The sequence below is a fragment of the Streptomyces capparidis genome, from assembly GCF_054782095.1.
Window position 1 is genome coordinate 43,734 of sequence record NZ_BAAGTD010000003.1, and the last position, 15,598, is coordinate 59,331.

The following is a 15,598-nucleotide window of genomic DNA, read 5'->3' on the forward strand; positions in this document are numbered from 1 at the left end:
CGGGGGGCCGGGCCGTCCCCGCCCCTCCCGTCCCCCGCCCCGCCGCGCCCCCGCCCGGCGCGCAGTGCTCCTCCCCCGCCCGCCGCGCCGGGCGGGGGCAGGCGGTCGGGCTAGAACAGCGGCAGCCCCGCCGTCCACCCGCCGTCGATCACGAACGGCTGGCCCGCGATGTACGCGGAGTCCCCCGACGTCAGGAACAGGGCCAGCGCCGCCACCTCCTCGGGCCTGCCGATCCGGCCGAGCGGCACGCGCTTGGCGTAGTACGCCCGGTTGGCCCGCTCCGTCTCCGCGTCGGGGGGCGGCGCCCCGGGCAGGCCCTCCCCGCGGGCCATGGGGGTGTCCACGCCGCCGGGGCACACGGCGTTGACCCGGATGCCCTTGGGGGCGAGCTCCATGGAGGCCACCCGGGTCATGCCGAGCACGGCGGCCTTGCTCGCGGCGTACGAGGTGAGGAACGCCATGCCGGACACGGCCGCGGTGGAGGCGGTGTTGACGATGGTGCCGCCGCCCGCGGCCTCGATGGCGGGCGCGGCGGCGCGCATGCCGAGGAACGTGCCGACCTGGTTGACCCGCACCACCTCCAGGTACTCCTCCAGCGGGGTGGCGGCCAGCTCGTTGAAGCGCACGATCCCGGCGTTGTTGACCAGCCCGTCCAGCTTGCCGAACGCCTCGTCGGCCGCGGCGAGCGCCCGCTCCCAGTCCTCCTCCCGGCCGACGTCGAGGCGGACGTACACGGCCCGCTCCTCGCCGAGCTCCTCCCCGATCTCCTTGGCGACCCGCGCGCCCCGCTCGTCCAGGACGTCGCCGAGCACCACCCGCGCGCCCTCGGCCGCGAACAGCCGCGCCTCCTGCTCGCCCTGGCCGCGGGCGGCGCCGGTGATCAGCACCACGCGCCCGTCCAGCTTGCCCATGCCCGTCTCCCTTCCGTGCCGTCGCCGTGCCGTCAGGTGTTCAGGTGGGGCGCGACCGAGCCGGCGAACGCCTCCATCTGGTCGAGCAGCTCCGCGGGGGACCGGCTGCGGAAGCGGACCTGGAGCTGGCCCACCCCCATCTCCCGGTAGGCGCGCAGCGACCGCGCGATCCGGTCGGGGCGGCCGGTGACGGTGCGGCGGCCGACGTCCCAGGAGGGCGTGCCGACGTAGAGCGGCTCGGCGATCGCGCCGATGTCGGCCGGTTCGGTGATCCCGGCCCGCTCGCGCAGCTCGCGCAGACGGGCGATGCGGGAGGGCAGCACGGCCCTGGGGTCCCCCTGGGGCAGCCACCCGTCGCCCTTGAGGGCGGCCCGGCGCAGCGCGGCGGGGGACGAACCGCCGACCCAGATCGGCGGGCGGGGGCGCTGCGCGGGGCGGGGCCGCTGCCCCAGGCCGGAGAAGGCGTACCGCTCCCCGCGGTGCTCGGGGAACTCCTCGCGCAGCGCGGCGTCCAGCGCGTCCACCGCCTCGTCGAGGACCCGTCCGCGCCCGGCGAAGTCCACCCCGAGCGCGGCGAACTCCTCGGGCACGTGGCCCGCGCCCACGCCGAGCACCAGCCGCCCGCCGGAGAGGTGGTCGAGGGTGGCGTAGCCCTTGGCGGTGACCAGGGGGTGGCGCAGGGCGGGCACGGCGACGTGGGCGAGCAGCCGCACCCGCTCGGTGACGCCCGCGAGCCAGGAGAGGGTGGCCACCGGGTCGTACCACGTGGTGCCCATGGCGTCGGCGAGGCGGCGGGGGACGGCGACGTGGTCGCAGACGGCCACGTACCAGAAGCCGAGCCGGTCGGCGGCCCGGGCCACCGACGCGAGCTCGGCCGGGCCCGCGCCGGCCTCCCACTCCTCGGCGAACAGGGGGCTGAGCGCCTGCACGGGCAGTTGCAGGCCGTGCACCATGCGGCCGGGCGGCAGGATCCGCACCACGGCGGCCTCCTCGGGGGCGGGGGCGGGACGCGCGCTGCCGCCCATCGTCGTATCTGACGATGCGTCAGGCAAGGCCCCCGCCCCCCGGTCCGGGCCCGCACCCCCGTGGCGGGCCGGGCCTCAGGCCGCGACGGGCTCCTCGGCTGGGGCGCTCAGCAGCGCGCGGTAGCGGGCGGCGTGCTCGGCGATCTCGCCGTCGCCCAGCCTGCCCTCGGCGCCGTAGAGGAGCACGGGCTCCAGGTAGCGCATGCCGGTGTACTGCGCCGTCAGCTCCAGGGGGCGCAGCAGCTCCTCCACGGTGTAGGGGACCTCCCGGCCCGGCCCGTAGTCGTCCAGCCCGCCGCCGACCGAGACGGCCGCCTGGAGGGCCTTGCCGCGCAGGGCGTCACCCCCGGAGGCGTAGGCGAAGCCGGGCAGGAACACCTCGTCGATCCACTGCTTGAGCAGCGGGGTCATCGAGTACCAGTAGAACGGGAACTGGAGCACGATCCGCTGGTGCGCGCGCAGCAGCGCCTGCTCCCGCTCGACGTCGACGCGCCCGTCCGGATAGGTCGCGTACAGGTCGTGGAGGGTGACGCCGGGCAGGTCGCGGACGGCCTCGCCCATGGCCGCGTTGACCCGGGAGGCGGCGGACAGGGTGGGGTGGGCGAGGACGACCAGGGTGGCGGGGGCCGCGGACATGGCGGGTTCTCCGTTCGTGGACGGCGGCGCGGAGCCGCGGGAGGACGGCGAGGGCACGGAGCGGCACTCCGTTCCGGACAGACAGTTCTGTCCGGTCAGCGCCCGAGAGAGAAATTACCAGACAGACCTGTCTGTTCGAAAGGGTGTGCAGCAGGGGCCGAAGAGACCAAGGCCGAAGAGACCAAGGCCGAAGTCCCGGGCCGGCGCCGGCCCGCGCGCTACTTCCGGCAGGCGGCGGCGACCAGCACCCGCGCGGCCTCCTTGGCCGCGATGCCCGCCTCGGGCGAGTACTCGATCGTGCTGGCCGCCATCGCCCCGTCCACCAGCAGGGTCAGTTGGACCGCCAGCCGCTCCGGGTCCGCCGCGCCCGCCGCCCGCGCCAGCTCGCACACCCAGGCGCGCACGGCGCGCTTGTGCTCCGCGGTCGCCCGGTGCACCACCGACTCCGACTCCGACTCGCAGGCGCCGTTGAGGAAGGCGCACCCCCGGAAGTCGTCGACGGTGCAGCTCACGCTCACCGCGTCGAACATCCCGACGAGCCGCTCGCCCGGGTCGTCCCCCGCCGCCTCGGCCGCCGCCCGCAACTGCCCCTGCCAGGCGACGTCCTCCTGCCGCAGATAGGCGAGCACCAGCGCGTCCTTGGACGGGAAGTGGCTGTAGAGGGTGGCCTTGGCGACCCCGGACTCGGCGATGATCCGGTCCACGCCGACACCGCGGATCCCGTGGGCGTAGAACAGCCGCGCCGCGGTCTGGAGGATCCGCTCCCGCGCGGGCCGCCGCGAGGTGGTGGTCATGGGCGGCCTCCGGGCGTGAGGGTCGGCGGTACGGACTCCCCACCAGCGTACTGACAGACCGGTCTGTCCGCCGAGCGGCGGCGGGGACCGCGGGCCGCCGCGCCGCCCCGGTTCACCGCAGCAGCCCCGCCGCCCTCAGGTCGTCGAAGATCAACTGGTCGCAGGGGGAGACCCGCTCCCGGTCCTGGTACGTCAGCCAGACCACCTCCGCCACCTCGGCGCTGGGCGCGAGGGTGCCCGTGTAGTCCCCCGTGTAGCACGCCATGCGGACCAGGACCCCGGCCGGGTGCCCGTGGGCCTGCGCGCGGTACACCCCGAAGGGCCGGACCGTCTCGGGCAGCACGGCCACGGTCAGCTCCTCGCGGATCTCGCGCAGCAGGGTCCGCAGGTCGCTCTCGCCGGGCTCGCGCTTGCCGCCGGGGACGTAGTGGACGTCCTTGCCGTGCGAGCGGGTGCTCAGGATCCGCCCGTCCTCCACCCGGATCCAGGCCACCTTGTCGATCACCCGCGGCCCGGGGCGGCTCACGCCCCGGCCTCCCGCCCGGACTCTCCCCGGGTCCCGTGGGGCGGCTTCGGCCGGGTGTGCGTGCAGCAGTTCATACGGTGATTGGATCAGATTGCGCCGCCGCCCCGCCACGCCGTGCGGCGGCGGTCAGGCGGCCGCCCCCTTCCACAGCCCGTCCCCGGTCAGGTCCAGCAGCTCGATCGCGTTGCCGCGCACGACGCGCTCGACCACCTCCGGCGGCAGATGCCCCATCTGGGCCTCGGCGACCTCGCGGGACCTGGGCCAGGTGGAGTCCGAGTGCGGGTAGTCCGTCTCGTACAGGACGTTGCCCACGCCGATGGCGTCCAGGTTCCGCAGGCCGTGGGCGTCGTCGAAGAAGCAGCCGTGGACGTGCTCGGCGAACAGCTCCGACGGCGGGCGCAGCACCTTGTCCGCGACGCCGCCCCAGGCGCGGTTGTCCTCCCACACCACGTCGGCGCGCTCCAGGATGTAGGGGATCCAGCCGATCTGCCCCTCGGCGTACATCACCCGCAGGCCGGGGAAGCGGTCGAACTTCCCCGACATCAGCCAGTCGACCAGCGAGAAGCAGCAGTTGGCGAAGGTGATGGTGGAGCCGACCGCGGGCGGGGCGTCGGCGGAGGTGGAGGGCATCCGGGAGGACGAGCCGATGTGCATCGCCACCACCGTGCCGGTCTCGGCGCAGGCCCGCAGGAACGGGTCCCAGTGGTCGGTGTGGATCGACGGCAGGCCCAGGTTGGGCGGGATCTCGCTGAAGCACACCGCCCGCACCCCGCGCCCGGCGTTGCGGCGCACCTCGGCGGCGGCCAGCTCCGCGTCCCACAGCGGGACGATGGTCAGCGGGATCAGGCGGCCCCCGGCCGGGCCGCACCACTCCTCGACCATCCAGTCGTTGTAGGCGCGCACGCACAGCAGCCCGAGCTCGCGGTCCCTCGCCTCGGTGAAGGTCTGGCCGCAGAAGCGCGGGAAGGTGGGGAAGCACACCGCGGACCGCACGTGGTTGAGGTCCATGTCGGCGAGCCGCTCGGGCACCGAATAGGACCCGGGGCGCATCTGCTCGTAGGTGATGGCCTCCAGGCGCACCTCGTCCCTGGGGTAGCCGACGGCGGTGTCCAGCCGGGTCAGCGGGCGGCGCAGGTCCTCGTACACCCACCAGTCGGCGACCGGCCCCTCGTCGCCGGGGGCGCCCATCACCGGGGCGAACCTGCCGCCGACGAACGTCATCTCCTTCAGGGGGGCGCGGACGATCCTGGGCGCGACGCCGTGGTACTTCGACGGGAGGCGGTCCCGCCAGACGTGGGGCGGCTCGACCGTGTGGTCGTCCACCGAGACGATCTCCGGGAAGGTGTCCATGGCGTTCACGGTAGCGCCGAACTGACGAGCCGTCAGCTTTGTGCGGTGTCGCTCCCCCGGTAGACGGGCAGCAGCGCCGCCCACGCCTGCTCGATGCCGTGCACCAGCGCCAGCCACCCCAGGTGCCGCGCGTCCAGGCCGAGCCGCGCGGTGCGGGAGAGCAGCAGCAGCGTCGCCATCACGTCCTGGTGGGTGAACTCCGCCTCCACCGCGCGGCCCGGCGCGTACCGCAGGTAGGCGCCCGCCGTCGGCAGCACCCCGACGGGCCGCCACGCGGCGGCGAGCGCGGCGGCGGGCTCCCCGTCCACATGGGTCTCGTCCGCGACCACCACCCGGGTCCCGCCGAGGTCGCCCAACTGGTACGACCACACAGGGGCGGTCAGCAGCGCGGCCGGCGCGCAACCGGCCACCGCGCGCTCCACGGACGCCACGTCCACGCCCCCGCTCCACGCGGGCGTGTCCGAATCCCCGGGGTCGGGCAGCGGAACGGCGACCATTCCGGCCATGGCGCAACCGAACAGCGCCCCGGCGAAGTCCTCACCCTTCGGGCAGGCGAGCAGCACGCGGCTGCCCGGCGGGACGGCGCGGCCGAGCCCGGCAGCCACGGCGCGGGCGCGCCGGTGCAGCCGGTCCAGGGTCAGTGCGCTGCCCGGATACGGCCGCGCCTGCGGGCAGGCCGAGGCGCGGCGGCGCAGCAGGCCGCCCAGCGTGCTGCTCGGGTGCGCGGTGGAGGGAGGGAAGGCGGTTATGGGCTGCATCGGTTTCCGGCCAACTCTTTCCGTGCGTGCGAACCTGACTGCGAATCGTTTCCGCGCGAGGCGGGGACCTCCGGCGGTAAGGCGGCGGATGGTCCACTGGCGTACCCTCGGATCCAGCTCAATGGCGTTGACAGGCGGGATCGCCGCACACGCCCCGGAGGTGGTGCGGGAAGGTCCGCCGGGACGACTGTCCCGGTGCGCGATGAACGATCGATGGACGAGGCATTGAAGAGCCGGCGCACGTCGCGCCGGTGAGACCCGGACACGGGGACTGCGATGAGACGCGAGGCAGATCTGCGGTTCGCGGTGCTGGGGCCGGTGCGGGCGCGACGGGGGGACGAGCCGCTCGAGGTGGGCTCGCCGCAGCAGCGCGCGGTCCTCGCGGCACTGCTGCTGCGCGCTGGGCGGACGGTGACCTCGGGGGAGCTGCTGGACGCGGTGTGGGGCGAGGAGCCCCCCGCCAAGGCCGTGGCGGCGCTGCGCACCTACGCGTTCCGGCTGCGCAAGGCCCTGGGGCCGGAGTCCCTGGTGTCGGACTCCGGCGGCTACGCCCTGAAGGTGGCGCCCGGCGGCCTCGACCTCCAGGTGTGCGAGCAGCGGGCCGCCGACGCGGAGAAGGCCCGCGCCGCGGGCGAGGCGGGCCGGGCCAGGGCGCTGCTGCGGGCGGCGCTGGAGTGCTGGGAGGGCGAGCCGCTCGCGGGCGTGCCGGGCCCCTACGCGGAGGCGCAGCGCTCGCGGCTGGCCGAGTGGCGGCTGACCCTGCTGGAGACCCGCCTGGAGCTGGACCTGGAGCTGGGCGGGCACGCGGAGGCGGTCTCGGAGCTGACGGCGCTGTCCGCCGAGCACCCGCTGCGGGAGCGGTTCCGGGCGCTGTTGATGCTGGCCCTGTACCGGGGCGGGCGGCAGGCGGAGGCGCTCGGCGTCTACAACGACACCCGGCGGCTGCTCGCCGACGAGCTGGGCGTGGACCCGGGCCCGGAGCTGGCCGAGCTGCACCAGCGGGTGCTGGAGGCCGACCCGGCGCTGGCCCCGCCCCCGCAGGCGGCGGTCGCGCCCGCGGGCGGCGCCGAGGAGCGGGCGTTCGTCCGGCCCGCGCAACTGCCCGCCTCCGTCGCCGACTTCACCGGGCGGCAGGCCCTGGTGGACGAGCTGGGCGAGAAGCTGGCGCAGGCCGAGGGCGGCCGGGTGATGGCGGTGTCCGCGGTGGCCGGGATCGGCGGCGTCGGCAAGACCACCCTGGCCGTGCACGTCGCCCACGCCGCGAGCGACCGCTTCCCCGACGGCCAGCTCTATGTGGACCTGCTCGGCACGGGGCCGAGCCCGGCCGACCCGGAGGCGGTGCTGGGCGCGTTCCTGCGGGCGCTGGGCATCCCCGGGCACACCGTCCCCGACGGGGTGGAGGAGCGGGCCGCGCTGTACCGCTCGACGCTGGCCGGGCGGCGGGTGCTGGCCCTGCTGGACAACGCCCGCGACGCCGCCCAGGTCCGCCCGCTGCTGCCCGGCACGCCCGGCTGCGCGGTGCTGGTCACCTCCCGCACCCGGATGAGCGACCTGCCCGGCGCCCACCTGGTGGACCTGGACGTGATGAGCCCCGAGGAGGCGCTCACCCTGTTCACCCGGATCGTCGGGCCCGAGCGGGTCGCCGGGGAGCGCGACGCGGCGCTGGACGTCGTCGCCGCCTGCGGCTTCCTGCCCCTGGCCATCCGCATCGCCGCCTCCCGCCTGGCCACCCGCCGCACCTGGACGGTGTCGCTGCTGGCCCGCAAGCTCGCCGACGAGCGGCGCCGCCTGGACGAGCTGCGGGTCGGCGAGCTCGCCGTCACCGCCACCTTCGAGCTCGGCTACGGCCAGTTGGAGCCCGCCCAGGCCCGGGCGTTCCGCCTGCTGGCGCTGCCCGAGGGCCCCGACATCTCGCTGTCCGCCGCCGCGGCCCTGCTGGACGCCGACGAGTACGACGCCGAGGAGCTCCTCGAATCCCTGGTGGACATAAGCCTGCTGGAGTCGGCGGCGCCGGGCCGCTACCGCTACCACGACCTGCTGCGCCTGTACGCGCGGGGCCGCGCCGAGCAGGACGAGCCGCGGGCCGAGCGGCGGGCCGCGCTGTCCCGGCTGCTGGACTTCTACCTGGCCACCGGCTCCGGCGCCTACGGCCTGGAGAACCCCGGGGACCGGCTGCTGGACCACCTGTCCGGCACCGGACGGCAGGGCCTGGCGTTCGGCGACGGCCAGGAGGCGCTGGACTGGCTGTTCACCGAGGGCCCGTGCGTGCTGGCCGCCGTGCAGCGGGCCGCCGCCGACCCGGAGCTGCTGCGCCGGGCCGCGGACGTGCTGCTGGTGGTGCAGGACCTGATGGAGTCCGGCACCTACGCGCGTCAGTACCAGGCCGCCACCCACACCGTGGCCGAGCACGCCCGCGCCCACGGCGACGCCCGCAGCGAGGCGCGGGCCAGGATCGTGCTGGGGCAGGCCAGGCACCTGGTGGGCCGGTTCGCCGAGGCCGACCAGGAGGCCGAGCGCGCCCTGCTGCTCGGCATCGCCGCGAAGGACCCGCTCACCTGCGCCTACGCGCCCAACCTGCGCGGGATGGTGGCCATCTTCCAGGGCCGCTTCCAGGACGCGGGCGAGTACTTCGCGCAGGCCCTGACCGCCTTCCGGGCCGACGGCAACCGCTACGGCGCCACCGCCGCGCTGGGCAACCTGGGCCGGGTGCACATGGAGCTCGGCCGCCCCGAGCAGGCCGTCGCCGCGTGCGAGCAGGCCGTCGCCGGGCACCTGGAGCTGGGCGGCACGCTGCGCCTGGGCACCGGCTGCTACACCCTGGCGCTGGCGCTGCACGCCGCCGGGCGGTACGGGGAGGCGATGGAGCGGTTCCGGCAGGGCCTGGCCATCTTCCAGGAGGGCAGGCAGCGCTTCTGGGAGGGCATGACGTACTTCCGGATGGCCAACACCCAGTTGGACGCGCTGCGTCCGGCCGAGGCCGCGGCGCACGCCGAGCAGGCGCTGGTGATCCTGCGCGACATCGGCGGGGAGCAGCGCCGGGGCAAGGCGCTGCTCACCCTGGGGCACGCGCTGGACCGCCTCGGGCACACCGACCGGGCCCGCGGCTGCTGGCACGAGGCGCTCGCCCTGTTCGAGAAGGTGCGGGCGCCGGAGGCGGACGGGGTGCGGGAACTGCTGGACGGCGACAGCGGACGGGCCGTGGCGTAGGGCGGCGGCGGGGCGGGAGCCCGGCCCGCCGCCTGCCGGAACAGGCCGCAACGCACGGCGTTTATCCGCCGTTTATCGGTCGCTGATTCCCTCTGGCGAAGCTGAATGTCACAGAACCACCGCTGCACTACCCCGGAATCGCAACATCCCGGGGAAGGGTGGCACTCGGCCCGGAACCACGCGGTTAGTGTGGCGCGGTCACCGAAGGCCGCACGGTGGCTGACGGGGGTAGTCACCGCGAGGCTTTTCGCAGGTGGCCGCGCCCGCCCGCCGCCGGGGCCGGAGCACGGCAGCAAGCGACCACTGGGAGTACACCATGAGCACACCGACACCGGAGACCGGCGGTTCGGGGGAGCCGCAGGTCAGCCCGGGTCTGGCGCCCGCCAACTGGGTGCCGGACAGTCCGCGTCCCGTCACCGACCCGAACAAGAACTGGGTGCCCGACAGCCCCAAGCCGGTGGCCGACCCGGACAACTGGGTTCCGGACAGCACCACGGACGACGCCCAGCGGTAAAAGGGCGCCGGACGACCGGTCGTGTGTGCCGCCACGGGGGCCACACGGGGGGACAACGGGGGAAAGCAACAGGACGACCCGGGGAGCCTGGGGGGGAACACCGGGAGCCGGACCGGGGGAAGCAGGGGGGAGTAAAAGGGGGGGAAGAGGCAGAGGTCGGCTGTGGCGGCCGGAGGGGGGCGCCGCGGCCGGCCTCGGCCGTGTTCCGGTCCGCGCTCGGCTTCGGCCGGGGCCGCGGATCGGGGCGCGGGCCGCCGGTCGGGGGGCCGCCGCCCGTCACTGCCGTCGCAGCCGGGCCTTGACCACCTTGCCGCTCGCGTTGCGGGGCAGCGCCGTCACGAACTCCACTCGGCGGGGCACCTTGTAGTTGGCCATCTCGCGGCGCGCCCAGGCCAGCAGGGACTCGGCGGTCAGGGCCGCCGCGGGGCGCCGCACCACATACGCCTTGCCGACCTCGCCCAGGCGCGGGTCGGGCACGCCGACCACCGCGACCTCGCCGACGTCGGGGTGGCGGGCCAGCAGCCGCTCGATCTCCGCGGGGTAGGCGTTGAAGCCGCCGACGACGAACATGTCCTTGAGCCGGTCGGTGATCCGCAGGTTGCCGGACTCGTCGAGCACGCCCACGTCCCCGGTGTGCAGCCAGCCGTCCGCGTCCACGGCCCTGGCGGTCTCCTCGGGCTCCTCGAAGTAGCCGCGCATCACGTGGTGGCCGCGCACCAGCACCTCGCCGGGGCGGCCCGGGGGGAGCGCGCGGCCGTCGGGCCCGGCGACCTTCACCTCGGTGTCGGGGATGGGGCGGCCCGAGGTGTGGGCGACGACCTCCGCCGGGTCCCCGGGGCGGCACATCGTCACCGTGCCCGTCGCCTCCGTCAGGCCGTACGCCGTCAGCACGGTGGGGACGCGCAGTTCGTCGCGGAGGCGCTGGACCAGGCGCAGCGGGACGACGGCGGCGCCGGTGACGACCAGGCGCAGGCTGGACAGGTCGTAGGAGTCGCGGGCCGGGTGGTCGAGCAGGGACTGGTGCAGGGTGGGCGGGCCCGGCAGGACCGTGATGCGCCGTTCGGCGACCGTGGCCAGGACCGTCTCCGCGTCGAACACCGGCTGGGGGACGACGGTGGCGCCGCGCATCAGGCAGGCCAGGACGCCCGCCTTGTAGCCGAAGGTGTGGAAGAAGGGGTTGACGACGAGGTAGCGGTCGCCCTCGGTGAGTCCGGCGAGCCCGCTCCACGTCTCGTACACCCGCAGGGTCTGGGCGTGGGTGGTGACGACGCCCTTGGGGTGGCCGGTGGTGCCCGAGGTGAACAGGATGTCGGCGGGGTCGTCGGGGCGCACGGCGGCGGCGCGGGCGCGGACGGTCGCGCGCGGCACGGCGTCGCCCGCGGCGAGGAAGTCGGCCCAGGTGCGGAAGCCGTCCGGGGCGTCGTCGCCGAGGACGACGGCGGCGCGCAGCCGGGGCAGTCCGGGCAGGGGGCCCGCTCCCCCGCAGCCGCCGGGCACCGCGGCGCGCAGGGCCGCCACGTAGGAGGTGCCGAGGAAGGTGCCGGTGACGAAGAGCAGGCTCGCCCGGGTCCGCTCCAGGGCCCAGGCCGCCTCGGCGCCCTTGAAGCGGGTGTTGAGCGGCACCAGCACCCCGCCCGCGCTCACCGCGCCGAGGGCGGCGGTGATCCAGTCCAGGCTGTTGGGCGCCCAGATCGCGACCCGGTCGCCGGGCTCCACCCCGGCGGCGACCGCGGCGGCCGCGGCCCGCTCCACCCGCTCGCCCAGTTGCCGGAAGCCGACCGAGGTCCGCCCGTCCCGCACGGCCTCCGCGGCCCCGAAGTCCCGCGCCGCCGCGTCGACCAGGCCCGGTATGGTCCCCCACCGCTCCGCACGCCCCATGGCGACCCCCTGAGAACTGACCTTCCGTCAGGTTAGCCCCTTCTCCGCCGCGCCCGCACGACGTAGTCTGACGAGGCATCAGATTCAGGGGAGGTGACCGTTGCCCGCCACCGTCAAGGACGCCACCGCGATCGTCGGCATCGGGCAGACCGCGTTCGCCAGGCGCCTGGAGGAGCCGGAGAAGACCCTGGCCTGCCGCGCCGTGCTCGCCGCCCTGGACGACGCCGGGATCCACCCCTCGGAGGTGGACGCGTTCGCCTCGTTCACCATGGAGGAGACCGAGGAGGTCGAGCTCGCCAAGGCCATCGGGGCGGGCGAGGTCACCTTCTTCAGCAAGGTCGGCTACGGCGGCGGCGGCTCCTGCGCGACCGTGGCCCACCTCGCCGCCGCCATCGCCGCGGGGCAGGCCCGGGTCGGCGTCGCCTGGCGGTCCCGCAAGCGCGGCTCGGGCCCGCGGCCGTGGACCTCCACCGCCGTCCAGTTGCCCACCCCCGCCCAGTGGACCCGCCCCTTCGGGCTGCTGCGGCCGGTGGACGAGATCGCCATGCTCACCCGGCGCTATCTGCACGCCTCCGGCGCCACCCGCGACCACCTGTTCAACGTCGCCCTGGCCTGCCGCAACCGCGCCAACCAGAACCCGCACGCGGTGATGTACGAGCGGCCGCTCACCCGCGAGATGTACATGACGTCCCGCTGGATCTCCGAGCCCCTGTGCCTGTTCGACAACTGCCTGGAGACCGACGGCGCCCTGGCCTGCGTGGTGGTGTCCGCCGAGCGGGCCCGCGACTGCCGCGGGCGGCCGGTGTGGGTGCACGCCGCCGCCCAGGGCCTGCCGCCGCAGCACCACGGCATGGTCAACTACTGGAACGACGACCCGCTGTCCGGCCCGTCCCGGGCCGCCGCCCGCCACCTGTGGAGCCGCGCCGACTTCGGCCCGCGGGACGTGGACGTCGCCCAGATCTACGACGCGTTCACCCCGCTGGTGCTGCTCTCCCTGGAGGGCTACGGCTTCTGCGGGCGCGGCGAGGGCGGGGCGTTCACCGAGGGCGGGGCGCTGGAGCTCGGCGGGCGACTGCCGCTGAACACCGGCGGGGGCGGCCTGTCCGAGGCGTATGTGCACGGCTTCAACCTGATCAACGAGGGCGTCAGGCAACTGCGCGGCACCTCCACCGCGCAGGTCCCCGACGCCGCCACCTGCCTGGTCACCGCGGGTGAGGCCGTGCCCACGTCCGCCCTGCTGCTGAGGAGGTGACACCCGTGGCCGAGGAGCCGTTGCTGCCGTGGGAGGACGCCGACGGCGCCCCGTTCTGGGAGTACGCCAGGCGGGGCGAGCTGCGGGTGCAGGCGTGCGACGGCTGCGGCAGGCGCCGCTTCCCGCCCCGGCCGTGCTGCCCGCACTGCCAGTCGTTCGCGAGCCACTGGCAGCGGATGAGCGGACGCGGCCGGATCTGGTCGTTCGTGATCGCCCACCCGCCGCTGCTGCCCGCCTACGCCGCGCAGGCCCCCTACCCCGTCGCCCTGGTGGAGCTCGCCGACGACCCCGGCATCCGGCTGGTCGGCAACCCGGTGCCCCACCCCGGCGCGGCCCTGGGCGCCCTCCCCGCGGAGCGGCTGCGCGTGGGCGCCCCGGTCCGGGTGTGCTTCCACGAGATCGCGGACGGCGTCACCGTGCCGCGCTGGCTGCTGGAGCGGTGAGGTGGAGACCCTGCGCTACGAGGCCGCCGACGGCGTCGCCACCGTCACCCTGCACCGGCCCGAGCGGCTCAACGCCTTCGACCTCACCATGATCGACGAGGTGCACGCCCTGTGGCGGGCGCTGCGCCACGACGACACGGTGCGCGCGGTGGTGCTCACCGGCGCCGGGGACCGGGCCTTCTGCACCGGCATCGACCGGTCCGTGCGGGTGCCGCAGCCCGCCTCCCCCTACATGCTCGACGACCCCGCCGTCCGGCTCGGCCCCAAGACCGCCGACCTGTGGAAGCCGGTCGTCGCCGCGGTCAACGGCATGGCCTGCGGCGGCGCGTTCTACCTGCTCGGCGAGTGCGAGTTCTGGCTCGCGGCCGAGCACGCCACCTTCTTCGACCCGCACACCGGCTACGGCATGGTCAGCGCCTACGAGGCCGTGCACCTGGCGCACCGCATGCCGCTCGGCGAGGTGATGCGGCTGGCGCTGCTGGGCGCGGCCGAGCGGATGAGCGCCCGGCGGGCCCACGAGATCGGCCTGGTCTCCGAGGTCGTCCCCGCCGCGGACCTGCTGCCCGCCGCCCGCGCCACCGCCGCCGTCCTCGCCTCGTACCCGCCCGAGGCGGTACAGGGCACGGTCCGCGCCGTCTGGGCAGCGAAGGAGCTGTCCCGCGCCCAGGCGCTGGCCGTCGCCCCCTACCTCGTCCGCCTCGGCAACCTGCCCGCGGAGCGGCAGGAGGAGCTGTTCACGGGGCGGGGGCGGGGGCACCGGGTGCGCTGAGTCGGCGCGCACGCCGCGCCCCGGCTCATCCCGCGGGGCGCTCGCCTCACCCCGGAGGGACCGGCTCGGCCCCGTGTGCCTCGGCGATCGCGTCGATCCTTCTCGCCAGGTCGAAGTCCGCATCGGTCAGCCTGTGCCCGGCGTCGTGCGTCGTGATCCCGAACCGCACTCGGCCCCAGCGCAGGTCGATGTCCGCGTGATGGCCGATCAGCCGCTCGACGTCCGCCACGTGCACGATCATCGCCACCGCGCCGTGATAGCGGATCCCGAACGTCCGGGTGATCTCGTCCCCGACGCGCTCCCACCCGGGAACGCCCGCCATCCGGTCCGTGATCTCCTCTTCCGAGAGCGGCACCGGTGCCTCGGCCACGTCATCCCCTCCCCATCACGGGCGCCAGGACCTCGGCGACGTCCCGGCCGACGGGCGCATCCTGCCACAGCCGCATGACCTCGCCTCGCTGTCTGGGCATCCTTTCCGCACAGCGGCGGCAAGAGCTGTTCACGGGGCGCTCCTCGCCGTCGGAGCGGCTGTCTCATGGCGCGTCACCGCGCAGCCGCTGCACGGCGTCGAGCACGAGGTGCCACGGATACGCCTCCGGCTTCCCCTGGCCGGGCTGGTTCGGCACGAACCCGCCCTCGCCGTGGAGGACGGTGACGCCCGCACGCCGGAGAGTGGCCACGCTCTGCTCGAACTGGGGATGCTGTGCGTAGGCGGCGTTGACGCACGGCATCGTCACGGTGGGGATGCGCTTGCCGATGCCCTCGGCGACGACACCGACGACGAACCGGTCCGTCAGCCCGAGCGCCCAGGCGTTGATGCTGTTGAACGTGGTCGGCGCGAAGGCGATGACGTCCGCCTTCGGCCACGCGTCCGGCTCGCCCGGCCGCTTGTACACCGACCGCACCGGGTGCCCGGTCAGAGCCTCCATCTCGGCCAGACGGCCCCCCAGCCAGTCGGCAGCGGCCGGGGTCAACCCGACGCACACCTCCCACCCGGCCGCTTGGGCACGGCGTACGACGCCGGGGAACCCGTGGACGGGCGGCGCGGCTGATCCGAACAGGTAGAGCACACGCGTGGCCATGGGCGCATCACACCATACGCAGTCACCCCCGGGCCGGGTGACCTCGGAGGCGAGACCTGTCTCGCACCACCGGGGGCGAGTACCGTTCCAAGTGGCTGCGACCACCCGCCCGCCTGTACGTCGGCCACGTCCTGCGCCGCTTCCGAAGCCGCGCGGGCTCGATGCAGCGGGAAGTCGGCGGGCTGCTGCACGTCACCGGCGCGCTGGTGCAGATGGCCGAGACGGCCGCCGCGCCATGTCCTCCCGCGAACCGGCCCGCGCCGACCGGATGCTGTGCGCGGCCGTACCGCTGCTGGAGGCCGACCGGCAGGACCGCCGCGGCTTCGGGCCCGCGCTGTGGGCCCTGGCGCCCCGGGAGTCGTCCGCCGGGCGGCGGTAGAGCCGCCGCGCAAGGGTTTTCGCGTTCGGCAGAGTGTGTGCGCCCATGGAGAAACTCCCTGTCGCTGTGCGAGG

General features: G+C 75.2%; 16 protein-coding genes. 6 read left to right on the top strand and 10 right to left on the bottom strand.

Translation table 11 applies throughout. From position 1 onward, the window contains the following. Positions 1 to 110: 110 nt before the first annotated feature. From ACYVO2_RS03595 to ACYVO2_RS03625, 7 genes are all read right to left on the bottom strand, one after another. Positions 111 to 911, bottom strand: a complete 801-nt coding sequence (locus tag ACYVO2_RS03595; RefSeq protein WP_461006073.1) for an SDR family NAD(P)-dependent oxidoreductase — start codon at positions 909 to 911, stop codon at positions 111 to 113. Between the two features lie 32 nt (positions 912 to 943). Beyond that, positions 944 to 1,864: a TIGR03619 family F420-dependent LLM class oxidoreductase gene (locus ACYVO2_RS03600; protein ID WP_461006290.1), complete on the bottom strand. Its 921-nt coding sequence runs from the start codon at positions 1,862 to 1,864 to the stop codon at positions 944 to 946. A 147-nt stretch (positions 1,865 to 2,011) separates the two neighbouring features. Further along, on the bottom strand, positions 2,012 to 2,572 hold the full coding sequence (locus ACYVO2_RS03605; RefSeq protein ID WP_461006074.1) for an NAD(P)H-dependent oxidoreductase: 561 nt from the start codon (positions 2,570 to 2,572) through the stop codon (positions 2,012 to 2,014). Between the two features lie 218 nt (positions 2,573 to 2,790). Continuing rightward, a complete protein-coding gene (locus tag ACYVO2_RS03610; protein ID WP_461006075.1) occupies positions 2,791 to 3,366 on the bottom strand; it encodes a TetR/AcrR family transcriptional regulator in 576 nt (191 codons plus the stop codon). A gap of 112 nt (positions 3,367 to 3,478) precedes the next feature. Next, positions 3,479 to 3,892 carry an NUDIX hydrolase gene (locus tag ACYVO2_RS03615; RefSeq protein WP_461006076.1) on the bottom strand — a complete coding sequence of 138 codons (414 nt, stop codon included), beginning with the start codon at positions 3,890 to 3,892 and terminating at the stop codon, positions 3,479 to 3,481. Between the two features lie 126 nt (positions 3,893 to 4,018). Next, positions 4,019 to 5,242, bottom strand: a complete 1,224-nt coding sequence (locus ACYVO2_RS03620; protein ID WP_461006077.1) for an amidohydrolase family protein — start codon at positions 5,240 to 5,242, stop codon at positions 4,019 to 4,021. Between the two features lie 32 nt (positions 5,243 to 5,274). Further along, a complete protein-coding gene (locus ACYVO2_RS03625) occupies positions 5,275 to 6,000 on the bottom strand; it encodes an AMP-binding protein (RefSeq protein ID WP_461006078.1) in 726 nt (241 codons plus the stop codon). Positions 6,001 to 6,276: 276 nt separating this feature from the next. On the opposite strand from ACYVO2_RS03625, the gene ACYVO2_RS03630 reads away from it, so the two are divergent. Further along, positions 6,277 to 9,207: an AfsR/SARP family transcriptional regulator gene (locus ACYVO2_RS03630; protein ID WP_461006079.1), complete on the top strand. Its 2,931-nt coding sequence runs from the start codon at positions 6,277 to 6,279 to the stop codon at positions 9,205 to 9,207. A gap of 316 nt (positions 9,208 to 9,523) precedes the next feature. Then, positions 9,524 to 9,721, top strand: a complete 198-nt coding sequence (locus ACYVO2_RS03635) for a hypothetical protein (RefSeq protein ID WP_461006080.1) — start codon at positions 9,524 to 9,526, stop codon at positions 9,719 to 9,721. A 276-nt stretch (positions 9,722 to 9,997) separates the two neighbouring features. Here ACYVO2_RS03635 and ACYVO2_RS03640 read toward each other — a convergent pair whose 3' ends face one another. Next, a complete protein-coding gene (locus ACYVO2_RS03640; protein WP_461006081.1) occupies positions 9,998 to 11,599 on the bottom strand; it encodes a FadD3 family acyl-CoA ligase in 1,602 nt (533 codons plus the stop codon). Between the two features lie 100 nt (positions 11,600 to 11,699). On the opposite strand from ACYVO2_RS03640, the gene ACYVO2_RS03645 reads away from it, so the two are divergent. From ACYVO2_RS03645 to ACYVO2_RS03655, 3 genes are read left to right on the top strand one after another with little or no spacing between them, the layout of a single operon-like run. Beyond that, positions 11,700 to 12,851, top strand: coding sequence for a lipid-transfer protein (locus tag ACYVO2_RS03645; protein ID WP_461006082.1), 1,152 nt, complete (start codon positions 11,700 to 11,702; stop codon positions 12,849 to 12,851). A 5-nt stretch (positions 12,852 to 12,856) separates the two neighbouring features. Continuing rightward, the gene (locus tag ACYVO2_RS03650; protein ID WP_461006083.1) at positions 12,857 to 13,294 is read left to right on the top strand and encodes a Zn-ribbon domain-containing OB-fold protein; all 438 of its coding nucleotides are present in this window, start codon (positions 12,857 to 12,859) and stop codon (positions 13,292 to 13,294) included. A 1-nt stretch (position 13,295) separates the two neighbouring features. Beyond that, positions 13,296 to 14,063 carry an enoyl-CoA hydratase/isomerase family protein gene (locus tag ACYVO2_RS03655; RefSeq protein ID WP_461006084.1) on the top strand — a complete coding sequence of 256 codons (768 nt, stop codon included), beginning with the start codon at positions 13,296 to 13,298 and terminating at the stop codon, positions 14,061 to 14,063. A gap of 46 nt (positions 14,064 to 14,109) precedes the next feature. Here ACYVO2_RS03655 and ACYVO2_RS03660 read toward each other — a convergent pair whose 3' ends face one another. After that, positions 14,110 to 14,433: a 4a-hydroxytetrahydrobiopterin dehydratase gene (locus ACYVO2_RS03660; RefSeq protein WP_461006085.1), complete on the bottom strand. Its 324-nt coding sequence runs from the start codon at positions 14,431 to 14,433 to the stop codon at positions 14,110 to 14,112. Positions 14,434 to 14,596: 163 nt separating this feature from the next. Then, positions 14,597 to 15,145: a flavoprotein gene (locus tag ACYVO2_RS03665; protein WP_461006086.1), complete on the bottom strand. Its 549-nt coding sequence runs from the start codon at positions 15,143 to 15,145 to the stop codon at positions 14,597 to 14,599. Positions 15,146 to 15,380: 235 nt separating this feature from the next. On the opposite strand from ACYVO2_RS03665, the gene ACYVO2_RS03670 reads away from it, so the two are divergent. Then, positions 15,381 to 15,524 (top strand): hypothetical protein, encoded by a 144-nt coding sequence (locus tag ACYVO2_RS03670; RefSeq protein WP_461006087.1) that lies wholly within the window; start codon positions 15,381 to 15,383, stop codon positions 15,522 to 15,524. The last annotated feature ends 74 nt before the right edge of the window (positions 15,525 to 15,598 follow it).